General features: G+C 74.9%; 19 protein-coding genes. 12 read left to right on the forward strand and 7 right to left on the reverse strand.

Features of this window, described 5'->3' with window-relative positions; translation table 11 throughout:
• Positions 1-34: 34 nt before the first annotated feature.
• The 7 genes from pepN (at position 35) to ACFWN3_RS03960 (ending at position 9,757) form a co-directional block, all read left to right on the forward strand.
• On the forward strand, positions 35-2,590 hold the full coding sequence (pepN, locus tag ACFWN3_RS03930; RefSeq protein WP_377643634.1) for an aminopeptidase N: 2,556 nt from the start codon (positions 35-37) through the stop codon (positions 2,588-2,590).
• On the forward strand, positions 2,577-3,557 hold the full coding sequence (locus ACFWN3_RS03935) for a mechanosensitive ion channel family protein (protein WP_377643636.1): 981 nt from the start codon (positions 2,577-2,579) through the stop codon (positions 3,555-3,557). The genes pepN and ACFWN3_RS03935 overlap by 14 nt, the downstream gene beginning before the upstream one ends.
• Positions 3,554-3,961 (forward strand): globin, encoded by a 408-nt coding sequence (locus ACFWN3_RS03940; protein ID WP_377643638.1) that lies wholly within the window; start codon positions 3,554-3,556, stop codon positions 3,959-3,961. Before ACFWN3_RS03935 ends, ACFWN3_RS03940 begins: the two co-directional genes overlap by 4 nt.
• A 206-nt stretch (positions 3,962-4,167) precedes the next feature.
• Complete coding sequence (locus ACFWN3_RS03945) at positions 4,168-6,015, forward strand: alpha-amylase family glycosyl hydrolase (RefSeq protein WP_377643640.1); 1,848 nt, start codon at positions 4,168-4,170, stop codon at positions 6,013-6,015.
• A gap of 12 nt (positions 6,016-6,027) precedes the next feature.
• Positions 6,028-6,837 carry a glycerophosphodiester phosphodiesterase family protein gene (locus ACFWN3_RS03950; RefSeq protein ID WP_377643642.1) on the forward strand — a complete coding sequence of 270 codons (810 nt, stop codon included), beginning with the start codon at positions 6,028-6,030 and terminating at the stop codon, positions 6,835-6,837.
• A 138-nt stretch (positions 6,838-6,975) separates the two neighbouring features.
• A complete protein-coding gene (locus ACFWN3_RS03955) occupies positions 6,976-8,361 on the forward strand; it encodes an MFS transporter (RefSeq protein ID WP_377643644.1) in 1,386 nt (461 codons plus the stop codon).
• A gap of 112 nt (positions 8,362-8,473) precedes the next feature.
• A complete protein-coding gene (locus ACFWN3_RS03960; protein ID WP_377643646.1) occupies positions 8,474-9,757 on the forward strand; it encodes a pilus assembly protein TadG-related protein in 1,284 nt (427 codons plus the stop codon).
• Between the two features lie 12 nt (positions 9,758-9,769).
• On the opposite strand, the gene ACFWN3_RS03965 is transcribed toward ACFWN3_RS03960, so the two are convergent.
• Both ACFWN3_RS03965 and ACFWN3_RS03970 read right to left on the reverse strand, forming a co-directional pair.
• Positions 9,770-10,447, reverse strand: a complete 678-nt coding sequence (locus ACFWN3_RS03965; protein ID WP_377643648.1) for a hypothetical protein — start codon at positions 10,445-10,447, stop codon at positions 9,770-9,772.
• Complete coding sequence (locus ACFWN3_RS03970; RefSeq protein WP_377643650.1) at positions 10,444-10,899, reverse strand: acyl-CoA thioesterase; 456 nt, start codon at positions 10,897-10,899, stop codon at positions 10,444-10,446. The genes ACFWN3_RS03965 and ACFWN3_RS03970 overlap by 4 nt, the downstream gene beginning before the upstream one ends.
• A gap of 80 nt (positions 10,900-10,979) precedes the next feature.
• Here ACFWN3_RS03970 and ACFWN3_RS03975 point away from each other — a divergent pair, with 80 nt between their 5' ends.
• The 3 genes from ACFWN3_RS03975 to ACFWN3_RS03985 all read left to right on the forward strand — a co-directional run bounded on the left by ACFWN3_RS03975 (position 10,980) and on the right by ACFWN3_RS03985 (position 15,258).
• Complete coding sequence (locus tag ACFWN3_RS03975; RefSeq protein WP_377643652.1) at positions 10,980-12,350, forward strand: serine hydrolase domain-containing protein; 1,371 nt, start codon at positions 10,980-10,982, stop codon at positions 12,348-12,350.
• A gap of 123 nt (positions 12,351-12,473) precedes the next feature.
• Positions 12,474-13,040, forward strand: coding sequence for a dihydrofolate reductase family protein (locus ACFWN3_RS03980; protein ID WP_377643654.1), 567 nt, complete (start codon positions 12,474-12,476; stop codon positions 13,038-13,040).
• Positions 13,041-13,113: 73 nt separating this feature from the next.
• Positions 13,114-15,258 carry a RecQ family ATP-dependent DNA helicase gene (locus tag ACFWN3_RS03985; RefSeq protein WP_377643656.1) on the forward strand — a complete coding sequence of 715 codons (2,145 nt, stop codon included), beginning with the start codon at positions 13,114-13,116 and terminating at the stop codon, positions 15,256-15,258.
• A 23-nt stretch (positions 15,259-15,281) separates the two neighbouring features.
• Here the strand turns inward: ACFWN3_RS03985 and ACFWN3_RS03990 are convergent, their stop codons facing one another.
• Positions 15,282-16,025 (reverse strand): YitT family protein, encoded by a 744-nt coding sequence (locus tag ACFWN3_RS03990; protein WP_377643658.1) that lies wholly within the window; start codon positions 16,023-16,025, stop codon positions 15,282-15,284.
• A 62-nt stretch (positions 16,026-16,087) separates the two neighbouring features.
• Between ACFWN3_RS03990 and ACFWN3_RS03995 the strand changes: the two genes are divergently transcribed.
• Positions 16,088-17,557, forward strand: a complete 1,470-nt coding sequence (locus ACFWN3_RS03995; protein ID WP_377643660.1) for a PLP-dependent aminotransferase family protein — start codon at positions 16,088-16,090, stop codon at positions 17,555-17,557.
• Between the two features lie 14 nt (positions 17,558-17,571).
• Positions 17,572-18,540, forward strand: a complete 969-nt coding sequence (locus tag ACFWN3_RS04000) for an acyl-CoA thioesterase (RefSeq protein ID WP_377643662.1) — start codon at positions 17,572-17,574, stop codon at positions 18,538-18,540.
• A gap of 69 nt (positions 18,541-18,609) precedes the next feature.
• Here the strand turns inward: ACFWN3_RS04000 and ACFWN3_RS04005 are convergent, their stop codons facing one another.
• Genes ACFWN3_RS04005 through ACFWN3_RS04020 form a run of 4 tightly spaced genes read right to left on the reverse strand, consistent with a single transcriptional unit; the run spans position 18,610 to position 26,220 of the window.
• Positions 18,610-19,296, reverse strand: coding sequence for an ABC transporter ATP-binding protein (locus ACFWN3_RS04005; RefSeq protein ID WP_377643664.1), 687 nt, complete (start codon positions 19,294-19,296; stop codon positions 18,610-18,612).
• Complete coding sequence (locus tag ACFWN3_RS04010; protein ID WP_377643666.1) at positions 19,293-20,225, reverse strand: ABC transporter ATP-binding protein; 933 nt, start codon at positions 20,223-20,225, stop codon at positions 19,293-19,295. The genes ACFWN3_RS04005 and ACFWN3_RS04010 overlap by 4 nt, the downstream gene beginning before the upstream one ends.
• Positions 20,222-23,026, reverse strand: a complete 2,805-nt coding sequence (locus ACFWN3_RS04015; RefSeq protein ID WP_377643668.1) for a hypothetical protein — start codon at positions 23,024-23,026, stop codon at positions 20,222-20,224. The genes ACFWN3_RS04010 and ACFWN3_RS04015 overlap by 4 nt, the downstream gene beginning before the upstream one ends.
• Positions 23,027-23,037: 11 nt before the next feature.
• Complete coding sequence (locus ACFWN3_RS04020; RefSeq protein ID WP_377643670.1) at positions 23,038-26,220, reverse strand: FtsX-like permease family protein; 3,183 nt, start codon at positions 26,218-26,220, stop codon at positions 23,038-23,040.
• Positions 26,221-26,327: the final 107 nt, after the last annotated feature.

Consider the following 26,327-nt stretch of genomic DNA (forward strand, 5'->3'; position numbering starts at 1 on the left):
GACCCCACCACTGACGCCCCCGCAAGGAGACCCCGTGCCCGGCACGAACCTGACCCGTGAGGAGGCCGCCACCCGAGCGGCGCTCGTCACCGTCGCCACCCACGACGTCGAGCTCGACGTCACGAGGGGTGCCGAGACCTTCGCGACGCGGAGCACCATCAGGTTCGCCTGCACCGACCCCGGCAGCGAGACCTTCCTCGACTTCATCGGCGCCTCCGTCGAGTCCGTCACGGTCAACGGCACCGAGGTCGACCCGGAGGCCGCCTTCGCCGACAGCCGCATCCGGATCGCCGGCCTGGCTGCCGAGAACGAGGTCACCGTCGTCGCCACGGGCCGCTACACGAACACCGGCGAGGGCCTGCACCGCTTCGTCGACCCCGTCGACGACGAGGTCTACCTCTACAGCCAGTTCGAGGTGCCGGACAGCCGCCGGATGTACCCGGTCTTCGAGCAGCCCGACCTCAAGGCCGAGTTCGCCTTCACCGTCACCGCACCCGCGCACTGGCAGGTCGTCTCCAACTCCCCCACGCCCGAGCCGGAGCCCGCGGGCGAGGGCACCGCGACGTGGCGCTTCGAGCGCACCCCCCGCATCTCGAGCTACATCACCGCCCTCGTCGCCGGTCCCTACGACGTCGTGCGCGACTCGGTGGCCACGCGCGCCGGCGAGGTGCCCCTCGGCATCTTCTGCCGCCGCAGCCTCACCCCCTACCTCGACGCCGACGAGCTGTTCGCGCTGACGAAGAAGGGCTTCGCGTTCTTCGAGGAGGAGTTCGACCACGCGTACCCGTTCGCGAAGTACGACCAGCTCTTCACCCCCGAGTTCAACGCGGGCGCGATGGAGAACGCCGGCGCCGTGACCATCGCCGAGATCTACGTCTTCCGGTCCAAGGTCACCGAGGCCCTCGTCGAGCGCCGCGCGCTCACCGTGCTCCACGAGCTGGCCCACATGTGGTTCGGCAACCTCGTGACGATGCGCTGGTGGGACGACCTCTGGCTCAACGAGTCGTTCGCCGAGTGGGCCTCGACGACCTGCCAGGCCGAGGCCACCGACTGGACGGACGCCTGGACGACCTTCGCGACGCACGAGAAGGACTGGGCCTACCGCCAGGACCAGCTCTCCTCGACGCACCCGATCGTCGCCGAGATCAACGACCTCCAGGACGTCGAGGTCAACTTCGACGGCATCACCTACGCCAAGGGCGCCTCGGTGCTCAAGCAGCTCGTCGCGTACGTCGGCCGCGAGGCCTTCCGCGACGGCCTCCGCGCCTACTTCGCCGAGCACGCGTGGGGCAACACGACCCTCGACGACCTGCTCACCGAGCTCGAGGCCACCTCGGGCCGCGACCTGCGCTCGTGGTCGAAGCTGTGGCTCGAGACCGCCGGCGTCGCGACGCTGCGCCCCGTCATCGAGGTCGACGACCGCGGCCGCATCGCCACCGCGGCGCTCGAGCAGACGTGCGCCCCCGGCTTCGAGACGCTGCGCCCCCACCGCCTGGCCATCGGCCTCTACGACCTCCACGACGGGGCCCTGCGCCTCGCCGACCGACTCGAGGTCGACGTCGACGGCGCCCGCACCGAGCTCCCCGAGCTCGTCGGGCGCGAGCAGCCCGACCTGCTGCTCGTCAACGAGGACGACCTCGCCTACGCCAAGATCCGCCTCGACGAGCGCTCGCTCGCCACGGCCCTGGCCCACCCGCGCGGGTTCGAGTCCTCGCTGCCGCGCGCCCTCTTCCTCGCCTCCGCCTGGGACATGACGCGCGACGCCGAGATGGGCGCCCGCCGCTTCGTCGACGTCGTCCTCGCGACGCTGCCCGGCGAGGACGACTCGACCCTCCTGCGCACCCTGCTCGCCCAGCTCCAGCTCGCGGTCTTCAGCTACACCGCGCCCGAGCACCGTGAGGCCACCCGCGAGGCGACCCGCGACCGCCTCTGGGACGTCGCCCGCCGCGCCGAGCCGGGGAGCGACGCCCAGCTCCAGCTCGTCTCCGCCGCAGCGACGTTCACCGCCGCCGGTGACGACCCGACCCTCCTGCGCGGACTGCTCGATGGCACCGAGGTCATCGACGGCCTCGAGGTCGACTTCGAGATGCGGTGGACCCTCCTCACGGCGCTCGTCGCCGCGGGCGCGGCCGACGCCGACGCCATCGAGGAGGAGCGCCGGCGCGAGGACACCGCCACGGGTCGCGAGCGCGCGGCCCGGGCCCGCGCCGCGCGGCCGACCGCCGAGGCCAAGGCCGAGGCGTGGGAGCAGGCGGTCGAGGGCGACGGCCTGCCCAACGCCACGGTCGACGCCCTCGGGCTCGGCTTCGGGCGCGCCGGCACCCCCGCCGAGCTGCTGCGCCCCTACGTCGAGCGCTACCACGAGATGCTCGAGTCGGTCCCGACGCGCAAGGGCTCGCACGCCATCGTCGAGAGCGTCGTGCGGCACTTCTACCCCCGCGGCCTCGCCGACCGGGCCCTCGTCGACGCGTCGGAGGCGTGGCTCGCCGCCCACCCCGAGGCCCCGGCCGCGCTGCGTCGCCTCCTCGGCGAGAACCGCGACCCCGTCGCGCGCGCGGTCGCCGCGCAGGAGCGCGATGCCCGTGGGTGACGTGCTCTCCGTCGTCCCCCGTGGCGCCGGCCTCCCCGCCCTCCCCACCCTCAGCCTCAAGGGCGTCACACTGACGCTCGAGCAGGTGCAGGAGTGGCTCCTCACCGACGGGCTGCGGGTCCTGCTGACCATCGTCATGGCGGTCGTCGCCGTGTGGGCGCTGCGCCGCCTCATCGACCGGGTCGTCGCGACGATGACCTCGAAGTCGGCGCGCCGCCTCGCCGAGTCCGGCCGCGCCGGCAAGGCCCTGGCGAACGCCGCGGGGCTGGCCACCGAGCGCCAGCGCCAGCGGGTGGAGACCATCGGGTCGCTGTTGCGCAGCGTCGTGACGTTCACCGTCGGCACGATGGCGGGGCTGACGATCATGGCCCTGCTCGGGATCCCGCTCGGTCCGCTCCTCGCCTCGGCGGGCGTCGCCGGTGTGGCGATCGGGTTCGGTGCGCAGAGCCTCGTCAAGGACTTCCTCGCCGGGATCTTCATGATCCTCGAGGACCAGTACGGGGTCGGCGACGTCATCGACACCGGGGAGGCCGTCGGCACCGTCGAGGAGGTCACCCTGCGGATCACCCGCCTGCGCGACGCCGACGGGGTGACCTGGTACGTCCGCAACGGCGAGATCATCCGGATCGGCAACAAGTCTCAGGGCTTCTCCACCGCGATCGTCGACATGCCGGTGTCGTACACCGAGAACGCCGAGCGGGTCATCGCCATCATCCGCGAGGTCTCGGTCACGATGGGCGAGGACGCCGAGTGGTCCGACCGCCTGTCCGAGGCGCCCAAGGTCCTCGGCGTCGAGACGATCAGCGGCGCGACGATGACGATCCGCACCATCGCGCAGTGCGCCCCCGGCGAGAACTTCGCCGTGCAGCGCGAGCTGCGCGAGCGGATCAAGAACGCGCTCGACGCGGCCGGGGTCCAGGCGCCGCCGCTCGGGCCCTTCGGCGGCCCCCCGGGAGGTCACCCGTGAGCGTCTACGACGAGGTCGGCGGCGCGCCGACGTTCGAGCGGCTCGTCCACGCGTTCTACCAGGGCGTGGCCGAGGACCCCGAGCTGCGGGCGCTCTACCCCGAGGACGACCTCGGCCCGGCCGAGCGCCGGCTGCGGATGTTCCTCACCCAGTACTTCGGTGGTCCGACGACGTACAGCCAGGAGCGCGGTCACCCGCGGCTGAGGATGCGGCACGCGCCCTACGCCGTGACCCTCGACATGCGCGACCGGTGGATGCGCCACATGCTCGCGGCGATGGACACCCTCGAGCTGCCCGAGCACCACGCCGAGGCGATGCGCGACTACTTCCTCCGGGCGGCGCACATGCTCGTCAACACCGACGACGGCACGCCGCCGCACCCCGGACCCCCGGTCACCGGCTGACCGCGCCTACCTCTGGTGGCGCGGCACCGGTCGGCGGAGCGGTGCTCAGCGGTGCCTCACCCCGGTTCTGTGCTCTCCACCCCGGTCCTGAACCGGGGTAGAGCGCACAAGTTCGGGGTGACCCCGAACTTGTGCGACGGGCACCGGGCCGGGCCGACGGTCCGCGGGTGGGCCGGCATTTCGCGCGCGGGCCGCGGTTTGGAAGCATGGGGCGGGTGACCCAGACGACCACCGCGCCCGCCTCCGCGACCGTGACCGCCCCCGACGAGACGGTCCACGCGGCCGACGCCCCCGACGCGCCCTGGTGGCGCGACGCCGTCATCTACCAGGTGTACCCGCGCTCGTGGGCCGACGCCGACGGTGACGGGATCGGCGACCTCCTGGGCATCACGAGCCGCCTGCCCTACCTGCGCGACCTCGGGGTCGACGCCCTGTGGATCAGCCCGTTCTACGTCTCCCCGATGAACGACGCCGGCTACGACGTGGCCGACTACCGCGACATCGACCCGCGGTTCGGCTCGCTCGAGGACGCCGACGCCCTCGTCGCCGCGGCCCACGACCTCGGCATCAAGGTCGTCCTCGACCTCGTCCCCAACCACACGAGCAGCGAGCACGCGTGGTTCCGGGCCGCCCTCGCCGCGGGCCCCGGCAGCCCCGAGCGCGAGCGCTACGTCTTCCGCGACGGGCGCGGCAGCAACGGCGAGCAGCCCCCGAACAACTGGCCCTCGGTCTTCGGCGGCCGCGGCTGGACCCGGGTCACCGAGGCCGACGGCTCCCCCGGCCAGTGGTACCTCCACATCTTCGACACCACCCAGCCGGACCTGAACTGGGAGCTGCCCGAGGTCCGCGAGGAGTTCCTCGCCATCCTCCGGTTCTGGTGCGACCGCGGGGTCGACGGCTTCCGGGTCGACGTCGCCCACGGCCTCGTCAAGGAGGCCGGGCTCCCCGACTGGCACGGTCCCGTCGGCCTGTACGACGAGGTCGCCGGAGCCGAGGGCCTCGACGAGGACGACGCCCTCGAGTCCGTCGCCGTCGAGAACCCGGGCCTCGCCGACCCCGAGCCCGCGGGCGAGGACGACACCACCGTCCTCGACCACAACGGCACGGGCACGGCGCCGATGTGGGACCAGGACGGCGTCCACGAGATCTACCGCGACTGGCGGGCGGTGCTCGACTCGTACGGCTCCCCCGACCGCATCCTGTGCGCCGAGGCGTGGGTGAAGCCCGAGGAGCGCCTCGCCCGCTACGTCCGCCCCGACGAGATGCACCAGGCGTTCAACTTCGACTTCCTCGAGACGCCGTGGGACGCCGTCGCCCTGCGCGCCGTCGTCGAGTCGTCGCTGCGCAGCAACGACGCCGTCGGCGCCCCGACGACCTGGGTGCTCTCCAACCACGACGTCGTCCGCCACGCCTCCCGGCTCGGCCTCGACCAGAGCCTCCCGCGGCCGAACGGCATCCGTGAGGACGACCCCCAGCCCGACGCCGCGCTCGGCCTGCGCCGGGCCCGCGCGGCCACCGCGCTCATGCTCGCGCTGCCCGGTGGCGCGTACCTCTACCAGGGCGAGGAGCTCGGCCTGCCGGAGCACACGACGATGCCCGACGAGTTCCGCCAGGACCCCACGTTCCACCACACGAAGGGCACCGTCACCGGCCGCGACGGCTGCCGCGTCCCGATGCCATGGGCCAGGGACGAGCCGAGCCTGGGCTTCGGGCCCGGCGACCGCCCGTGGCTCCCCCAGCCCGACGCCTACGCCGGCCTCGCCGTCGACCAGCAGGAGGGCGTCGAGGGCTCGACCCTCGAGCTCTACCGCCGCCTCCTCGCGACGCGCCGCTCCCTCGGGCTCGGCGGAGGAGGCCTCGCGTGGGACGCCCGCTCGTCGACGACGGCGCTCGCCTTCCGGAACACCCCGGCGGAGGGCGTCGCGGTCGTCGTCGTGACCAACCTCGGCGCCGACCCCGTGGCGCTCCCGGCCGGCGAGGTCCTCGTGGCGTCGGGTCCTCTCACGGCCGACGGGTCGCTGCCCACCGACACGACCGCCTGGGTCAGGGCCTGAGGACCGCCCGACGTGCGCGCCGCGGAGTTCCCCTACCTCGCCTCCCCCACCCCCCTCGCCCTGGCGCACCGGGGTGGGGCCGGCTACGGACCGAACGTCGGGTTCGAGAACACCCTCAGCGCCTTCCGGCGGGCCGTCGAGATGGGCTACCGCTACCTCGAGACCGACGTCCACGCCACGGGTGACGGCCACGTCGTCGCCTTCCACGACACGGTCCTCGACCGGGTCTCCGACGTGACGGGCGCCGTCGCCGACCTGACGCTCGACGCCGTGCGCGGCGCCCGGATCGGGGGGAGGGAGGGTGTCCCCCTCCTCGCCGAGCTCTTCGAGGAGTTCCCGGACACCTGCATCAACATCGACGTCAAGGCCGACGGAGCCCTTCGCCCGACGGTCCGCGAGATCCTGCGCCACGGCGCGACCGAGCGGGTCTGCATCGGCTCGTTCTCGGAGCGGCGGCTGCGGGCGGCGAGGGCGGCGCTCGGGCCCACGGTCGCCACCGCCGCCGGGCAGGTCGGGACGGCCCTCCTCCGCTTCACCCCCGGGATCGTCAGCCGGCTGCTGCACACGCCCGCGCCGGTGCTCCAGGTCCCCGCGCTGCACCGGGTGGGCGGCCGCACCGTCACCCTCGTCACCCCCGGCCTGGTGCGCCGGGCCCACGCCCTCGGCAAGCACGTCCACGTGTGGTTCCACGACTGGTCGCGCGAGGACGCCACCGAGATGCACCGGCTCCTCGACCTCGGTGTCGACGGCATCGTCACCGACCACATCGACGTGCTGCGCGACGTCCTCGCCGAGCGCGGCCACCCGCTGACGCCACGCTGACGCGGCGCCGACGCCGCGCCGACGCCACGACGTCCCGCTGACGCCGCTCGACCCCGTCCGGGCGCCCCGTCGTCCGAACGGACGGTCCTGCGCGGCCCCGGCCCCACCGGTGCACGGGGCCCGTCTACTGTGGTGGAGATGCGTGCCGCGACCGACTCCCGAGGAGCCGGGCCGCTCAGCCGGACCTACCTCGAGGTCACCCTGGCGGTCCTGGCCCTCGTCACCATCGTCGCGTTCGAGTCGATGGCCGTGTCGACCGCGATGCCCGACGTCGCCCGCGAGCTCGACGCCGTGCGCTCCTACGGGTTCGCCTTCTCGGTGATGCTGACCGCCCAGCTGCTCGGCATCGTCCTCGCGGGTGTGTGGTCCGACCGCTCCGGGCCGCTCGCCGGGACGGTCGTCGGCCAGGCCCTGCTCGGTGGGGGCTCCGCGCTGTGCGGCTCCGCGACGAACTTCCCCACCTTCCTCGCCGGCCGCGCCCTCACCGGGCTCGGCGGCGGCCTGCTCGTCGTGATGCTCTACATCATCGCCGGGCGGGTCTACCCGGAGGACGTGCGCCCGCGCCTGTTCACCCTCGTCTCGGCCGCCTGGGTCCTGCCCTCGCTCCTCGGCGCCCCGATCTCGGCATGGCTGACGACCCACCTGTCGTGGCGGTGGGTCTTCTGGTGCGTCGTCCCACCGGTCGTCCTCACGATGCTCGCGATCGCGCACGCCCGGCGCCGGGTCAACACGGCCGACCTCACGGCCGTCGTGTCGGGACGCGACCACCCCGCCCACGTGCGCGCCGCGTGGGCGGGCCTCGGCATCGCGTTCGCCGCGGGGCTGCTCCAGTACGGCACCCACGAGCTCGAGCTCGCGTGGTCGATGAAGACCGTCCTCGCCGCGGTCGGCCTCGTCGGCGTCGTCGCCGTCGCCCCGCTCCTCGTCCCGGCCGGCACCTGGCTGATGCGCCGCGGCGTCCCGAGCGTCATGCTCGCGCGGGCGCTGTTCACGGCGGCGTTCTACGCCGGCATCACCTACGTCCCGCTCTTCCTCGTCGGCCAGCGCGGCACGAGCCTGCAGACCGCCGGGCTGGCCCTCGCCTCCGGAGCCATCGGCTGGGCCGCCGGCGCCTGGTACCAGGGCCACGACGCCCTGCACCTGCCGCGGTACCGCCTCGTCGAGCTCGGCGCCGTCCTCCTCGCGGCCGGGCTGGGCGTCATCGGCGCGGTCGCCCTGCTGCACCTGCCGTGGGTGCTCGCGCCGCTCGGGCTCGTCCTCATGGGGCTGGCCATGGGTCTCGGCGTCACGACGACGACCGTCCTCGCGCTCGAGCTGAGCAGCCTCGAGGACCACGGGGCCGCGTCGTCGTCGCTCCAGCTCGCCGACGTCCTCGGCAGCGTCCTCGGCATCGCCGCGGCGACGGCGGTCTTCGCCGCCCGGCACGTCCCGGGCCAGGACGACGCGCTCTTCGGGTCGATCTTCCTCGGGCTGGCCCTCCTCGCGGCCGTCGCGGTCCCCGCCGGCCAGCGCATCCGGACCTGACCGACCGTTCCCCCCCGAACTGACCGTTCGGATGATGAGAGTTCTCTCAGGATTGGACAGGATGGTCACAGCGGGCCATTGACATGGGGCCCTGAGCCTGTAGGGGGCCCCCGTGGCACGACCGTTCACACCCGTCTCGCACCGCCGTCGCCGTCGTGGCCGACCCGGTCGGGAGGAGCGCGGGGCGGTCGCCGTCCTCGTCGCCATCTCGTTCACCGTGTTCGTCGTCCTGCTCGCCCTCGTCGTCGACCTCGGGCTGGCCCGCGACACCCGCCGCGTGTCGCAGAACGCCGCCGACGCCTCGGCGCTGGCCGCCGCCAACACCCTCTACCCGGCGAGCGCGTGCCCGACGGGGGGCACCAAGCCCTGCACCGCCGACGCCGTCGCCGCGGTCAAGAGCTACGCCCAGGTGAACTTCGGCGTCGCTCCCGCGCAGTGGACCTCCTGCTCGGCGACCGTGCCGAGCGGGTACGTCGCCGTCGGAGGCACGTCGTGCATCGCCTTCAACAACGCGACGAGCCCGACGAAGGTGTGGGTGAAGATGCCCACGCGCAACGTCCAGACGGCCTTCGCCGGCATCATCGGCAAGTCGCAGGTGCCGGTGAGCAGCCAGGCCGAGGCGGAGCTCGGCACCGAGGTCAAGTGCAGCCTGTGCTTCCTCGGCCCCGTCGACGCCGGCAACGCCGACTTCTCGGTCACCGGGGGCGCGATCGCCGTCAACGGCAACGTCGACGCCGGACCGAACAGCATCTGGACGGCGACCTCGAACGGCGTCGTCGGGACCGTCAACGGGGGCGTCTTCAGCCCCGCACCGACCCCCATCAGCCCGTTCGCCGACCCCATGGCCGGGCTCGCACTGCCGCTGAGCGACCCGCTCCACGTCGCGAAGACCGGGACGCCCTGCGTCGGAGGTCCCGGGATCTACAGCAACCCGATCACGCTGGGCAACAACGTCGACTGCCACCTCCTGCCCGGCCTGTACGTCATCAGGAACACCTGGCTCATCGGCAACAACACCGTCATCGACTGCCCCCTCTGCGTGGCCGGCGCCGGGGTGACGATGTTCGTCCCCTCCCCCGGCTACCTGAACTTCAAGAACGGCTACATCAGCGTCAAGGCACCGACGCTCGGGACGTTCAAGGACCTGGCCATCGTCTACGCCCGCGACAACACGAACCCGATCTCGATCCAGGGCAACGGCGCCACCGGCATCACGGGGACGGTCTACGCCCCGTCGTCCGCGCTCGACTTCAACGGCAACTCCTGCTTCGGCTTCTCCCAGGGGCCGATCGTCGTCAACGGCGTCGTCAAGGCCAACGGCAACAAGGCCTGCATCGAGATCGACAACGCCAAGGAGACGACGGTCACCCGCACCGACCTGCACCTCAGCCAGTAGCCGGGTCGACCCTCAGCGCATGATGACGTGGCCTCCGGGCGCGGTCAGCCGGGTCCACCGATTCGAGCGCAGCACCGTCACGACCTCGCCGGGCGCGAGGAACCCCAGGGCGTAGGCCGCGAAGGCCCCGCCGGCGCGCACGGTGACGTCCGCCGGGACGGCGTCGCCGTCGAGGAGGTCGGGGTGCGGGCCGGCCGCCTCCCGGACGTCACGGGCCCACACGCGGTCGCGGACGAACCCCGCGGCGGCACCCCGCTCGCGGACCGCGTCGCCGACCTCCTGGAGGCCGACGCGGGCGACCTCGGCGAGGAGGTCGCCGGGGAGGTCACCCACGGGCTCCCAGGGCCCCTTCGGGGGCGTCACCGCCGCCCACGCCGCCAGGGCCCGCATCGGCGGGACACCGATCTCGGTCGAGCTCGCCGACGCCCGCGCGGTGCGGTCGGTGACGGCGGACAGGGGGACGACGGCATCGAGCTCGGCCGGCTCCTCGAGGGCGAAGGTGCGCAGCCCGAGGACCGTGCCCTCGGCGAGGATCCCCGAGCCGGGCAGGACCCCCACCCACGCGGCGAGGACGAACCCGCTCGCCTGGAGGCGCATGGCGCCGTCGGCATCGAGGGCGCGGGCCCGGGTGGCGAACCGGCCGAGGTCGGCCAGGGCCGAGGAGTCGACGAGGCGCAGGGTCTCGGTCACCGGCCGGACCATCGGAACGAGACGGGCTCCCCGAGGTGGGAGCGCAGGGCGGCCCGGTCGTCGGCGGTGAGGCGACGGGGGGTCGCCGCGGCGAAGTCGTAGTAGGCCAGCCCGGTCTCGGCGACCGCGTACACCGCCTCCCCCACCGACGCGGGGTCGCGGACGACGTAGCCGAGGTCGAAGCCGGCACCGTGGACCTTCGTGACCCACATGTCGACCTCCACCGGAGCCGGGCGGTAGGTGAGCGGGGCGCGGTACTCGATGGCATGGCGCGAGACGACGATCCCCTCGTCGAGCATCGAGGGCCGGCCGACGAACCACTCGCGGATGCCGACGACGCGCGCGTCCTCGAGGAGGCGGAGGAACTGCACGTTGTTGACGTGCCCGTAGGCGTCCATGTCGGACCACCGGAGGGGGACCTCGACGCGGTAGGGCTGGGCTGGCTCGGACATGAGCCCCATCCTCCCAGCCCACGGTCCGTCCGCGCGCCGCCGGACCGGCGGGCAGCCGCCGCCGCGCCTATCGTGGCGGCGTGACGCTGACCTCCATCACGACCCGCCACCTCGACCACGTCCTCGCGACGGCCCAGCGCGAGGGTCGGCTGCCCTCCGTCGTCGCCGGCCTCGTCCGGGGCGGGTCGCTCGTCTGGACCGGGGCCGTCGGCACGGTCGACGGGCGGGCCGACGGACGTCCCGCCGACGACGACACCCAGTACCGGATGGGCTCGATCACCAAGACCTTCGTCGCCGTCGCCGTGCTGCGGCTGCGCGACGCGGGTCGGCTCGACCTCACCGACCGGTTCGGTGCGCACGTTCCCGGGACGGCCCTGGCCGACGTGACCGTCGAGCAGCTGCTCACCCACTCCGCCGGGCTCCAGGCCGAGACCGAGGGGCCGTGGTGGGAGCGCACCCCCGGAGGCGGGTGGGAGGACCTCACGGGATCCGGTGTGGGACAGCGGTTCCGCGCTGGTCGCCGGTTCCACTACACCAACGTCGGGTACGGCGCGCTCGGGCGGCTGCTCGAGGAGCACCACGGCCGCGGCTGGTTCGACGTGGTCCACGACGAGCTCCTCGAGCCGCTCGGGATGTCGCGCACGACGACCCGCCCCACGGGGTCCGCGGCGCAGGGGCTGGCGGTGCACCCCTTCGCCGACGTGCTCCTCCCCGAGCCCGAGCACGACGCCGGGGCGATGGCGCCCGCGGGCCAGCTGTGGACGACGGTCACCGACCTCGCGCGCTGGGCCACCTTCCTCGGCGGCGACACGGCCGGACTGCTGTCGGCCGACACGCTGGCCGAGATGGTCGAGCCGCACCACGTCGTCGACGAGCCCGGGAAGGCCTGGACGGGCGCCCACGGGCTGGGCTTCCAGGTGTGGAACGTCGACGGCCGGCGCTCGGCCGGGCACGGCGGGTCGATGCCGGGCTTCCTCGCCTCGCTGCGGGTCGCCCTCGGCGACGAGGCGGCGGGCGGGGGCGACGGCGTCGTCGTCCTCACCAACACCACCGCCTCGTCGGTGCTGCGCGGCGTGACCACCGACCTCCTGGCCGGGCTCGCCGAGCGCGAGCCGGTGACGCCCGCGCCCTGGTCGGCCTCCGGGCACCCCGGGCTGCTCGAGCTCGTCGGTCCGTGGCACTGGGGACCGATGGTCGAGACGGCCCGGGTCGTCGGCGAGCACCTCGTCCTCGGCGAGCCCGGGACCGGGCGCGGCTCACGGTTCCGCCGGGTCGGCGACGACCTCTGGGAAGGCCTCGACGGGTACCACACCGGTGAGCCGCTGCGCGTGCTGCGCCGGCCCGACGGCACCGTCTCGCACCTCGACCTCGCGACGTTCCGGTTGACGCGCACGCCCTACGACCCCGACGCCGACGTCCCCGGTGGCGTCGACGAGGCCGGCTGGGCGTAGCGCCGGACCGCGGCACCAGCCCTCTGCCGCAGGGGAATCCGTTCGCGACACCGACAGGGCGTCGCGTACCGTGGCGTGGCGCACCCGCCGTCGCCCCTGCGACCCGACCGGACGGAGACCCCGTTGCGCACCCTCACCTACTACGTCGCCGCCAGCCTCGACGGGTTCATCGCAGGGCCCGCGGGCGAGGTCGACGCCTTCTCCTTCGAGGGCGAGCTGCGCGACGTCATCACCTCCGAGCTGCCCGAGACACTGCCCGTGCACGCCCGCGCCGCCCTCGGCATCGGCGACGCCCCCAACCGGCGGTTCGACACGGTCGTCATGGGCAGAGGCACCTACCAGCCCGCCATCGACGCCGGCATCGCGAGCCCCTACCCCCACCTCGAGCAGGTCGTCGTGTCGAGGACCCTCGTCGTCGAGGACCCCGCCGTGACGGTGACCGACGACCCCGTGGCCACCGTCGCCGCCCTCAGGGAGCGCGAGGGCCTCGGGATCTGGCTCGCGGGCGGCGGGCGCCTCGCCGGAGCCCTGGCCGACCACGTCGACGAGCTCGTCGTCAAGCGCAACCCGGTGCTCCTCGGCGCCGGCGTGCCCCTCTTCGACGCGCCCTACGCGATGCGGGCCTTCCGCCGGGTGGACACCCGCGTCCTCGAGGGCGGCGTCGTCATCGAGAGCCACGTGCGCGCCTGAGCCCGGCGTGGGCCGGCGGGCTGTGGACGGCGGGGCGGGCCGTGTCGGGCCGGGCGCATAGGTTGGTCGGACCATGACGAACCCGACGCAGACCCCCGCGCCCGAGACCTCGCCCGTCGACCCCGGGCTGGCCGAGCGCGCCACGACGACGCTGCGGCGGCTCGTCGGCAGCGACGAGGCGCAGTTCCGCGACGGGCAGCTCGAGGCGGTCAACGCCCTCGTCGCCGACCGCAGCCGCGTCCTCGTCGTCCAGCGCACCGGCTGGGGCAAGTCGGCCGTCTACTTCGTCGCCACGGCCCTGCGGCGGGCCGAGGGCGCCGGGCCGACCGTCATCATCAGCCCGCTCCTCGCCCTCATGCGCGACCAGGTGGCGGCCGCCGCCCGTGCGGGCATCCGAGCCGTGACGATGAACTCGGCCAACGCCCAGGACTGGGACGAGGTCCGCGCGGCGCTCGCCGACGACGCCGTCGACGTCCTCCTCGTCTCGCCCGAGCGGCTGAACAACCCGCGCTTCCGCGACGAGCAGCTGCCCGACCTCGCCCGGCGGTGCGGCCTGCTCGTCGTCGACGAGGCGCACTGCGTCAGCGACTGGGGCCACGACTTCCGCCCCGACTACCGCCGCATCCGCGACCTGCTTGCCGGGCTCCCCTCCGACACACCGGTCCTCGCAACGACGGCGACGGCCAACGCCCGCGTCGTCACCGACGTCGTCGAGCAGCTCGAGGTCGGAGGGCGTCGCGTCCTCACCGTGCGCGGCGGGCTCGCTCGCGACTCGCTCCGGCTGGGGGTGCTGCGCTCGATGTCGCCCGAGCAGCGGCTCGGCTGGCTCGTGGCGCACCTCGCCGACCTCCCGGGCAGCGGCATCGTCTACACGCTCACCGTCGCCGGGGCCGAGGACGTCGCGGCCGCGCTCTCTGAGGCCGGGCACGAGGTCGTCGCCTACACCGGGCGCACCGACGCCGCCGACCGCGAGCGCCTCGAGGCCAGGCTGCGGGGCAACGAGGTCAAGGCCCTCGTCGCGACCTCGGCGCTCGGGATGGGCTTCGACAAGCCCGACCTCGGGTTCGTCGTGCACCTCGGCGCACCCAGCTCCCCCGTCGCCTACTACCAGCAGGTCGGCCGAGCGGGCCGCGCCACCGAGCGCGCCGACGTGCTCCTGCTGCCCGGCCCCGAGGACCGCGACATCTGGCAGTACTTCGCGTCGGTCTCGATGCCGCGCGAGGAGCAGGCCGACGCCGTCCTGCGTGCCCTGGCCGAGGCGGGGCGGCCGCTGTCGACGGCCGCGCTCGAGACCGCGGTCGACGTCCGGCGCACCCGGCTCGAGCTGCTCCTCAAGGTCCTCGACGTCGACGGTGCCGTCCGGCGGGTCTCCGGCGGGTGGGCCTCGACCGGCGTCCCGTGGACCTACGACGCCGAGCGCTACGAGCGGGTCGCGCAGGCGCGGCAGGTCGAGCAGCAGCTGATGGTCGACTACGAGCGCACCGACGCGTGCCGGATGGCCTTCCTCCAGGAGACCCTCGACGACCCCTCCGCCGTCCCGTGCGGCCGGTGCGACGGGTGCGCCGGTCCCTGGTACCCCACGGAGGTCCCCGACACCGTGGTCGGCGCGGCCCGTCAACGGCTGGCCCGCGCCGGGGTCGACCTCGAACCGCGGGTCCAGTGGCCCACGGGGATGGACCGGCTCGGGGTCCCGGTCAAGGGCAGGATCCCGCCCGACGAGGCGCTGCTCCCCGGCCGGGCGCTCTCCCGGCTGTCCGACCTCGGGTGGGGCCAGCGGCTGCGCGAGCTGCTCCGTGAGGACGCGCCCGTCTCCGCCGACCTCCTGCGCGCCTGCGTGCCCGTCCTCGCCGAGTGGGGCTGGGCGCAGCGACCGGCCGGGGTCGTCGCGATGCCGTCGCGCAGCCATCCGCAGCTCGTCGCCTCCCTGGCCGCCGGGCTCGCCGAGATCGGCCGGCTGCCGCTCCTCGGCTCGCTCGACCTCGAGCACGGCGGCCCCACGGGTGCGGCCGGGGGCAACAGCGCCTTCCGGCTCGCGGGGGTCTGGGAGCGCGTCGTCGTCGGTCCCGACCTGGCCTCGGCCGTCGCCGGGCTGGCGGGACCGGTCCTCCTCGTCGACGACCTCGTGTCGTCGCGATGGACCCTCACCGTCGCCGGACGTGCCCTGCGGACGGCCGGCGCGCCCGGGGTCCTCCCCTTCGCCCTCGCCGTCGACGGCTGAGGCGAGCGGCCGAGCCGCGCGGCTCAGCCGCCGTGGACCGGCTCGCCGTCCGAGGCCGCGGCCACGCTCGGCTCGGCCTCCTCGTCGTGGCGAGCCGGTCGCTCGACGCGCACGGTGAGCATCGGGAGGAAGAGCTGGACGACGGGGCCGATGAGCAGCGCGTAGACGAGCGTGCCCACCCCGAGCACCCCGCCGAGCAGCCAGCCCACGACGACGACGGTCACCTCGATCGAGGTCCGCACGAGCCGCACCGAGCGCCCGGTCCGCCGCGTCAGTCCGGTCATGAGGCCGTCGCGGGGACCGGGCCCGAGCTGGCTGCCGATGTACATCGCCCCGGCGATCCCGTTGCCGACGACCGCGACGAGCATGACGAGCACCCGCCAGCCCAGCCCCTCGACCTCCGGGACCACCCCGAGCGTGAGGTCAGTCGCGACCCCGATGACGAGCGCGTTGGCGACGGTCCCGAGCCCGGGCCACTGCCGCAGCGGGATCCACAACAGGAGGATGACGAACGACGACGCCACGACCATCTGCCCGTACGACATCGGGACGTGCTGGATCAGCCCGTAGGTGAAGACCCCCCACGGCTCGAGCCCGAGGCCGGCCCGCAGCATGAGCGCCATCGTCACGCCGAACAGCCCCAGCCCCACGAACAGCTGGGTGAGGCGGCGGACGAGCCGACCGGCACGCAGCTGCTCGACGGGGTTCATCGCGACGAGCTCGACCCGCCGCGAGACACCGCGGCGGAGCACCTGGATCGGGGTCATGGGTCCATCGTGCCGTGAAAGTGGCCTTCACTTCCATGGCCAATCCTGCGACAGTGGCCACCATGGCGACTCCCACCGTCTCCGCGACCCGCACCGCCCGCCTCGTCGGGGCCCTCGTCCCCGGCCGCCCGGCCTACCAGGCCCTGGCCGACGCGCTGCGTCACGCCGTCGCCGACGGCCGGATCGCCGTCGGGACCCGGCTCCCCAGCGAGCGCGAGCTCACCGGGGCCCTCGACGTCAGCCGCACGACGGTGACCCGGGCCTACGCGGTGCTGCGCGAGAGCGGCTACCTCGCCTCGCGCCGTGGCTCCGGCTCGGTCGCCACCCTCCCCGCCGCGAGCCGGCGCCGCGGGACGGGCTCGCTCTTCCCGGCCGACCCCGCCGAGGGCGTCATCGACCTCACCTGCGCCGCGACCCGCGCGCCGGGTGGCGTCATCGAGGCCTACGAGCGCGCGGTCGCCCGCCTCCCGGAGTACCTCTGCGGAGCCGGCTACCTCACCCTCGGCGTGCCCGAGCTGCGGGAGGTCATCGCCGAGCGGTACACCCGGCGCGGCGCCCCCACCTCCCCCGACGAGATCCTCGTGACCTCCGGCGCCGTCGCGGGGCTCGGTGTCGTCATGCGGGCGCTCCTCGGGCGCGGCGACCGCGTCGTCGTCGAGAACCCGACCTACCCCAACACCGTCGACGCCCTCCGCCGCGGCGCCGCCCGGCTCGTCCCCCTCGCGATGGACCCGGACGGCTGGGACGTCCCCGAGGTCGTGCGCACCGTCGCGGCCGCCGGCGCCCGGGCGGCCTTCCTCATCCCCGACTTCCACAACCCCACCGGGGCCCTGCTCGGCGACGACGGCCGCGGGCGGATCGCCCGCGCCCTGCGCGCGGCCGGGACCGTGCCCGTCGTCGACGAGACGATCGCCGAGGTCTGCCTCGACGATGACGCCGCCCTCCCCCGCCCCTTCGCCGCCCACGACGCGCACACCGTCAGCGTCGGCAGCTCGTCGAAGTCGCACTGGGGCGGCCTGCGCACCGGGTGGATCCGGGCGCCGCACGCGGTCCTGCCCGGGCTCGTCGAGTCGCGGGTCACCACCGACCTCGGGGCTCCCGTCCTCGAGCAGCTCGTCCTCCTCGAGCTGATGCGGGCGAGCCCCGGGCTCACCGACGAGCGGCGCACCGACCTGCGCGCCTCGCGCGACGCCCTCGTCACCGGCCTGCGCGCCCACCTCCCCGACCTGGCCTTCACCGTCCCCGCGGGCGGGTTGTCGCTGTGGTGCGAGCTGCCCGAGGGCGTCGACGCCACCGCCGTCGCGATCGTCGCCGAGGACGAAGGACTCCTCGTGGCGTCGGGCCCGCGGTTCTCCGTGGCGGGCGGGCTCGACCGCTGGGTGCGGCTTCCCTACGTCCTGGACCCCCCGACGATGACGACCGCCACCGAACGCCTCGCCCGCGCCGTCGCGACCGTCGCCGGCGGGCACGGCGGTGGTGCCGCGGCCGCCCGCACCGCCCGCCACCGCCCCTCGCGCCCGCTCGTGGCCTGACTAGGGTGGGCCCGGTGACGACCGAGCAGCCCGCGCCCCTCCTCGACCTCCTGGCGACGCTCGACCTCGAGGAGCTCGGCTCGGCCCAGGTCAGCGTGCAGCCGCTGTCGACGGCCGGAGGGCTCGCCCGGGCCGACGCCGTCCCGCTGCCCGAGACCTTCGCCGAGGACATCACCCTCTTCCGCGGGCAGAGCCAGAAGCAGCCCCACGGACGGGTGTTCGGCGGCCAGGTGCTCGCCCAGGGCGTCGTGGCGAGCGGGCGCACGGTGCGCGCCGTCGAGGGCGGCGCCGACCGCCGCCTGCACTCCCTCCACGCGTACTTCATGCGACCCGGCGACGACACCCAGCCGATCACCTTCAGCGTCGAGCGGATGCGCGACGGCCGGTCGTTCTCGACCCGCCGGGTCCACGCCATCCAGCACGGCAAGCCGATCCTGTCGATGAGCTGCTCGTTCCAGGTGCCGGACACGGGGCTCGACCACCAGGACACCGCACCCGTCGTCGCGGACCCGTCGACCCTGCCCTCCCTCGCCGACGTCTTCGCCGGGGTCGACCACCCGACGGCCCGGCACATCGTCGAGGGGCGCGCCATCGAGCAGCGGCACGTCGAGGGGCACCTCTTCGTCGAGCCGGCCGGCGAACGCGTGGCCGACCAGAACGTGTGGATGCGCGCGATCGGCGAGCTCCCCGACGACCCGCTGGTCCACGAGGCGGTCCTCGCGTACGCCTCCGACTACTCGCTCCTCGAGTCGATCCTGCGCCGGCACGGCCGCCCGTGGTCGACGCGGGGCCTGCGGGCCGCCAGCCTCGACCACGCGATGTGGTTCCACCGCCCGGCCCGTGCCGACCAGTGGCTGCTCTACGCCCAGCACTCGCCCTCGGCGCAGGGCGGGCGGGGCCTCGGGATCGGCCGGATGTTCACCGCCGACGGGACCCTCGTCGCCACCGTCGCCCAGGAGGGCATGGTCCGCGTCCCCGACTGATTGCCCACCACCCACGCGGCAGGACCGACCGGGCGTGGGCTCCGGGCAAGAAGTCGCGGTCGGGAGGGGTCAGGCCGGGGGCGGGGTGACGAGCCGGCCGTCGGCGATCTCGAGGACGCGGTCGGCGATGGAGAGCAGGGCCGGGTCGTGCGTGGACACGACGGTCGTCATCGACTCCTCCTTCGCGAGCCGCGCGATGAGCGTCATGATGTCGCGCGCCGTCTCGGAGTCGAGCTGACCGGTGGGCTCGTCGGCCAGCAGCAGGGTCGGCCGCGAGGCCAGCGCCCGCGCGAGGGCCACCCGCTGCTGCTGGCCACCCGACAGCTCCCCCGGTCTCTGGTTGACGTGGCCCGAGAGCCCGACGTGCTCGAGGGCCTGCGCGACGCGGGCCTCGCGCTCCTGCGGGTCGAGCGAGACGAGCCGCAACGGCACCCCGACGTTCTCGCGCGCCGTGAGGATCGGCACGAGGCCGAAGGACTGGAACACGTACGAGACGTGCCCGCGGCGCAGGGCGAGGAGGCCGGCGTCGTCCATCGCGGTGACGTCGTCGCCGTCGATGACGACGCGACCGGTGTCGGGGCGGTCGAGGCCGCCGATGACGTTGAGCAGCGTCGTCTTGCCCGAGCCGGACCGGCCCCGCACGGCGAGGAGCTCGCCCCGGGTCGCCGAGAGCGAGATCCCCCGCAGCGCGTGCACCTCACCGGCACCGGAGCGGAAGGTGCGGTGCACGTCGTGGACCTCGAGGTGGGTGCTCATGCCTGGCCCTCCTCGCCGCGCGAGGGCCACACCCCGATGTGGTCGGTCTCGAGGTCGAGTCGCACCCGGTCCTTCATCTCCAGCGCCGTCGTGAAGGACTTCGGCAGCTGGAGCCGCCCGGCCCGGTCGAGCACCGCGAACTCCTCGGCGACGACCCCCTCGTTGCCGTGCTCGTCGACGGCGGTGCGGCGCCGGACCTCCGAGGACGTGCGACCGTCGCGGATGCCGACGGTGCGCGCGACGTGCTCGCTGACCTTGGGGTCGTGGGTCACGACGAGCACCGTGGTCCCGAGGACCGTGTTGGCCTGGCGGATCGCGGCGAAGACGTCGTCGCCGCTGCGGCTGTCGAGCTCACCGGTCGGCTCGTCGGCGAGCAGCACCCGGGGTCGGTTCGCGAGGGCGACCCCGAGCGCCACCCGCTGCTGCTGGCCACCCGACATCTCGTGCGGCCGCCGGTCGGCGCAGTCCGCGACACCGAGGAGCTCGAGGGTCTCCCGGGCCCGGGCCTCGCGCTCGCCACGGGCCAGCGAGGCGAGGGCCATCGGCAGCTCGACGTTCTCGAGCGCCGTGAGGTAGGGGAAGAGGTTGGCTCCGGCCTGCTGGTAGAGGAAGCCGACGGTGTGGCGGCGGTAGCCCAGGCGGTCCTTGGTCGACATCGCGAGCAGGTCGCGTCCGGCCACCCGCACGAGACCGGCGCTCGGGGTGTCGAGCCCGGAGAGGATCGACAGGAGCGTCGACTTGCCCGACCCCGACGCCCCGACGAGCGCGACGAGCTCGCCGCGCCCGATCGTGAGGTCGAGGCCCTGGAGGGCCACGACCTCGACCCCCTCGGACGTGAAGATCCGCACGAGGTTGTCGCACAGGATGTGCGGTCCGGTCCCCTCGTCGGCGTCGGAGGGGCGACGGCGTCGGGTCGTCGTGGTGCTCATGCGGAGTCTCCTCTGCGCAGGTGCTGGGCGAGGTCGCCGCGTCGGGCCGACGTGGCATCGGTGAGGAGCGCGAGCGCTCCGAGGACGAGGACGCCGAGCCCGGCGAGGGCGCCGGCCAGCGGCCGCGGCTCGACGGGCAGGCGGGCGGCGGCACCGGTGAACGGCGCGAGGTCGAGGGCGGTCGAGACCGCCACCGGCGCGTAGACCCCGACGACCACCCCCGCGATGACGCCGACGGCGAGGAGGGGCATGACCTCGGCCCAGGCCAGCCGCCGTTCGCCACCGTGCGGCAGCCCCAGGGTGCGCAGCCGGATGACGAGCTGGGTCCGGGCCGGCCGGGTCGTGGCGAGCAGGAGCAGGAGCGCGAGGAGGGTGAGCACCGCGCCGAGGACGGTGCCGGCGACGAAGGCGGCCGCGACGAACCCGGCGAGGGCCCGGTCGGCGACCGCGCCGCGGAGTCCGTCGACGGTCACGACACCGGTGACGAGACCGCCGATCTCGAACCGGTCCGACCGCGCCGTCTTCGCCAGGGCCGCCTGCGCCTCGGAGGAGGCCTGCAGGAGAACGGTGTTCGGCTGTGTCGTCGCCTGGGTCACCCGCAGCGCCTCCAGCGGGACGAGGGCGACGACGCCCTCACGGCCGCCCAGCGCCCGGACCAGCCCGGGCACCGTGCCCGCGCGCCGGGCGGGGATCGACGTCCCCCGCACGACGAGGTCGAAGGTGGCAGCCTGCGGCCCGCCGCTGAGGACGACCGGCAGCGTGCCGGCGGACACCGGCATCGACGGGAGGTCGACCGCGAGCGGGGTACCGCGCAGCGACCTCTCGTAGGCGACGGGGTCGACGGCGACAAGAGTGACGAGCGACTCCTTCCCGTCGACGACGACCCCGGAGCCGCGCTCGACGAGGGCGGGCAGGGCCGCCGTCACCCCCGGACGCGCAGCGAGCCGCTCGACGTCGGCGGCGTCGATGCGGTCCGCGTCGACCCGCGCGTCGGCGCCCACCGCCCGGTACGCCGCGAGCTCGCGCTGCGCGGTCACCGTCGCGGACAGCGCCGCGGTGAGCGCCACGAGGGTGGTGCCGACGACGAGGGCGGTGATCGGGACGGCGGCCGACGACCCCGTCCGCGCGGCCCGCGTCAGGCCGAGGTACGCGACGAGACCCCTCCCGCGTGCGGCGAGCCGCGACATCAGGCCGACGGGCCACGGCAGGACCCGGATCGCGACAACCGAGGCGGCGAGCGCGACGAGCACCGGGGTCACCGTGGCGAACCAGTCGGTGCGCCCCGCGGCGATGACGTCGCCGCGGCTGCGGACGGTCGTCACGGCGCTGACGGCCAGGGCGATGACGACCAGCTCGAGGACGACGCGGCGGGCCGCCCGCCCCAGGTCCCGGGTCTCGTCCGGGACCTCGTCGATCGCGGCGAGCCGGCGCCACGTGACGGTGACGGCGGCGAGCAACGGGAGGAGGACGACGAGCGCCACCTCCACGAGGGTGCCGCGCGGCACGGACCCCGGGAGGGTGACTGAGGTGACGACCGCGGCGAGCAGCGCCGCCGGGATGCCGAGGGCGGCCGTCCACGCCGCGACGAGCGCGAGGACCAGCCCCGTCGACGCGCCGCGGCTGCGCAGGAGCCGGACCTCGGCGGCACGGCGGTCGGCACCGACGAGCGCGGTCAGCCCGAGGACGAGCACGGCCAGGGCGGTGACCCCACCCGTGACGAAGGACGTGAGGACGTCGGTGACGGCGACGTCGCGGTCGTACCGGTCGAGGAGCGTGTCGAGCCCGGAGATGACCCTGGGCCGCTCCGGGACCGCGAGCCAGACGTCCTGGTCGGTGTCCAGGGTGACGAGGAGGGACCTCAGGGGTCCAGCGTCCGTGCGCACGAGGCGCTCGGGGACCACCACGAAGCGCCACTCGTGGTCCAGCGCCGGCGACGACGCGTCGCCCGCGCCCCGCGGGATGCGCCAGATGCCGTCGGCGACGGCGGCGTAGCTCGACACCGGCGCGACGACCGCTCCCTGGTCCTTGGTCCCGCCGTCGGCCGTGGGGATCTTGGCGACCCCGAGCATCCGTGGTTCCGCGCCCCACACCGGGTCCGCGGCGTCCAGCGCCTGGAACGTCCCGGCGAGGACGAGGGCGGTCGGGGTCACCCGCCGGGTGGCGTCGGTCGAGGGGGCGAGCTCCAGGACGTCGCCCACGGCCACCCCCCACTCCCGTGCCGTCCGGTCGGCGAGCGCGACGGGCACCACCGCGACCCGGTGCTCCTGCCCGGTCGGGGTCGTGAGGGTGCGCTCGAGGGTGGGTGGCCCCGGCAGCCCACCCGAGGTCCACCGCACCCCGCGGACGAGGACGTCGTCGAGCCGGATGACGGCCTCGACCGCCGAGACGTCGAGCCGGCGACGGTCAGCACGCGCCACGACGAACGGGTCGCTCTGGGCCGTGTGCCTCGGTGCCTCGAACAGCTCGGTCGCGCGGGGGTCCATGGCCGTGCGGACGGCGGCGTCGACGTCGGCGAAGGGCGGCGTCGACTGGGCCCCGAGGGTGGCGGAGGGAAGGGCCACCCCCTCGACGGCTCGTGGCGTCAGGCGCAGCGCGAGGTCGCGCTCCGCGGGCTCGGCCGAGGTGACCGCGTCGGCGAGCCCTCGGTCGTGGGCGCCCGCGGCGAGCTGGGGCAGGGCGACGAGGAAGGTCGTCGTCACGAGAGCGAGGACCGCGAGGAGAAGGGAGGTGCCTCGCCCCGGGGCGAACCCGGCCCGCAGGTGCTGCCACGGCCCGAAACCGGCGCGTGACCGCGACGCCACGTGCCGCCCCGTCACGAGTCCCCCCGGCGCAGCTCGGCGGCGACGTCACTGCCGACCCGACGCAGGACGAGGACGCCGACGACCGCGAGGACGGCGGCCACGAGCGCGGCGAACAGGCCGAGGGAGGGCCACGGGAGCGCGACGCGAACGTCCGGCACCTGCTGGTGGCCGTCGCCGCCGACGAGCACCGGGACGACCGCGAGCGCCGACAGGACGCCGAGCACCAGCCCGACGACGACCGTGAGGACGACGACGGCGACGCGCTCGGCCTCCAGGGTCCGCCGGATCCGGCTCGGGGGCATGCCGAGGGCGAGGAGGACGGCGTTCTCGCGCCGTCGCTCGCGGCCGAGCGCGGCGGTCGTCGCCGCGAAGCCCACGGCCGCGAGGACGAGGGCCGCCACCGTGACGAGGAGCATCGAGGCGCGCATCCCGGCGTTCACCGGGTTGGCCAGCCGCTCGTCGACGACCTCGCTGCGCAGGGTCACCGTCGACCCACCGGGGAGCCGTGCGCGCAGCGCCTCGGCGTCGACGGGCCGCGTGGGGGCCAGCCACCACTCGGTCGGTTCGAGCACCCGGGTCGACAGGCGGCGGTCCGCGGTCGGCGGGTCGGGCGTCGCCAGGACGGTGGGGAGGTCGAGGAGGACCGCGCGGTCCGGGGTCGAGGCGGTGGGGACCGAGTCGACGAGGGCCACGACCTCGACGGGCAGCCTGCGACCGCCGACGACGAGCTCGATGCGCGACCCGACCTCGAGGTTCGCGGCCGACGCGACCGCGGTCGTGACGACCGCCGGCACCCCGTCGACCCGGGCTGCCAGGACCGCGCTGAACAGCCCGCCGGGCGAGGGACGGTCGGCGACCTGGTCGACCTCCGAGAGCTCGGTGGACCCGGCCCGGGCCGACTCGACGACGAGCTCGAAGGGTGCCGTCGAGCCCGGGGTCGGCTGCAGCGTGGGCGGGAGGGAGCCTCCGCCGACGATGACCCCGCGGCTCGGCGTCCCCGTGACCCCCACCAGCTGCCACGGGCCGCCACGAGGTCGAGGGAGCTCGACGGTGAGGTCCCTGGCGGAGACGGAGACGCCACCGAGGCGCAGCGTCGTCATCAGGCCGGACCCGTCGCGCAGGATGACCGACGCCGGGACGAGGAACTGCGGGCTGGTGGAGGAGGGTGCCTCGAGGGCGACGCGCAGCGTCAACGACGTCGCGTCGGCCGGCACGGTGGGTGCCTGGAGCGGCGCCCGTCGCGACGCGAGCCTGCCGACGACCGCCGACCACTCCTGCCCGTCGAGCGTGTCCGGCCTCGGCGTGACGACCGTGGCCGCGGCGGCGGCGTCGACGCCGAGGACCGAGATGTCGGTCACCGGTCCGATGCCCACCGAGTCGCGCAGGACCGGCACGACCCGGTCGACGCCGCCGGCCGCCTCGTCGAGGGTCGCCCCGACGGTGGGCAGCCGGTCGCCGACGAGCGCGCCCGTCACCACCCGGACCGGGCCACCCGTCTCGAAGGTCGACTGGTCCTCGACGGCCTGCTGCGCCGTCGCCGAGTGCGAGAGGGCCAGCGAGCCCATCGAGACGGCGAGGAGAACGAGGAGGACCGTGCCCGACTGGCTCGCGAGCCGGCGGGAGAGTTGCCACCCACCCCAGGCGACGTCGAGCCCGGCCCGCTCGCTCGTGAGCCGCGCCACCTGCCCGGACAGCAGCGGCAGCAGGCGCAGGCAGAGGACCGCGGTCCCGGCGACGACGAGGGCGGGCGCGGCGATGGTGAGCGGGTCGGCCACCGTGGAGCCCGCGCTGTCGTACCGCCGCAGCTGGACGACCCCGAGCACGCTCATCCCGACGAGCACGACGTCGAGACCGGACGAGCCGAGGACGCGCAGCAGCCCCGCGGCCCCACCGGCCGCCGCCCGGGCTCCGCCGCGCGCCCGGCCGACCCGCAACGTCGTCGACACGACGACGACCGTGACGAGGACCGCCATGACGAGCACGGACGCCCAGGGCAGCGCACCGGGCGAGGTGCCGGTCGACAGCTCGCGGTCGGTGAGGCCGGCGCCGCCGGCCACGGCGCGGGCGAGGAGGGGCGCGACCAAGAGCGCCCCGATGGACCCGACGAGCACGACGGCGAGCGCGTCGACGAGGGCGAGGGAGCCGAGCCGGCCCGTCGAGGCGCCGCGGGTGCGCAGCAGGCGCGTCTCGGGGTCGCGCAGGGCGGCGAGCAGCGCGGCGGCCACCACGAGGCTCGACGTCCCGAGGACGACGAGCAGGACCGTCGGGGCGAGGAGGGCGGCGCGGACCCGGGCCTCGGACACCGTCGCCCGTTCGACGACCTCCGGCAGGCTCGTCGTGACCCGACCGTCGCGCAGGACCCGCTCCGCCTCGGCCCGGGCTCCCGTCGTCCCGAGGCCGGCGAGGCGCTGGAGCCGCTCGACGACCCCGTCGAGCCGGGTCTCGAACGCGGCCAGCTCCGATCCCCCGAGCCCGTCGACCTCGGGCGTCCAGCGCCAGGTGACGGTCGAGGTCCCGCCGAGCTCGAGGTCGAGGGCGCCCGTCCCGAGGACGACGGGCCCGTACGTCGTGAAGTCCGTGCGCACGACACCGCGCAGCCCGAGCGGGTCGTCGGCCCACGACCCCCGGTCGACCCCCGTGGGGGCGAAGACCCCGCTGACGACGACCGCGAGCGGCGGGCTGTCCCGGGCGATGAGGTCGGTGAGGCCGAATCGGTCGCCCACGGACAGGTCCAGAGCGCGAGCCACGTTCTCCGGCACGGCGACCTCGACGGGGTCGCGGCCGGGCCGCGCACCGGCCGGCGGCGTCCTGGGGAACGCGCCCTCGACGAGGCGGGCGCGGCCGGCCAGGTCGTCGACGTCGGCGAGGAGGACCCGGTCGGTGTCGGCCCCGCCGACGATCCCGCGGGTCGTGGCGGTCGCCGTCCGGGTCAGCGTGGCGGCGCCTCCCGCCGCGACGGCGTCGCGCACCGATCCGTCGGCCGCCCCGACCTCCCCGGGCCGCAGGCCGGCGGTCACGACGACCCCCCGCTCGGCCGCCGGGACGCCGAGCTCGGCGCGCACGCCCGCCTCGGCGATCCCCACCGAGAGCAGCTGGAGGGTCGCGACGACGAGCATCGAGGTGAGGACGGACGTCGCCACGGCGACGAGTGCGGCGGGGTGCGCTCCCACGCGACGCAGCAGGAGCGTCCTCACACCACCCCGTCCTCCCCTGACGCCGACCGGACCGGGCCACCCTAGTGGGGCTCCCGGGGCCGGTGGTGTCCCGCGACGGGGTCGTCGCCGGATCGTGACCCGGCCGA

It is taken from the genome of Oryzobacter terrae (genome assembly GCF_042756445.1).
Classification (GTDB): Bacteria; Actinomycetota; Actinomycetes; order Actinomycetales; family Dermatophilaceae; genus Oryzobacter; species Oryzobacter terrae.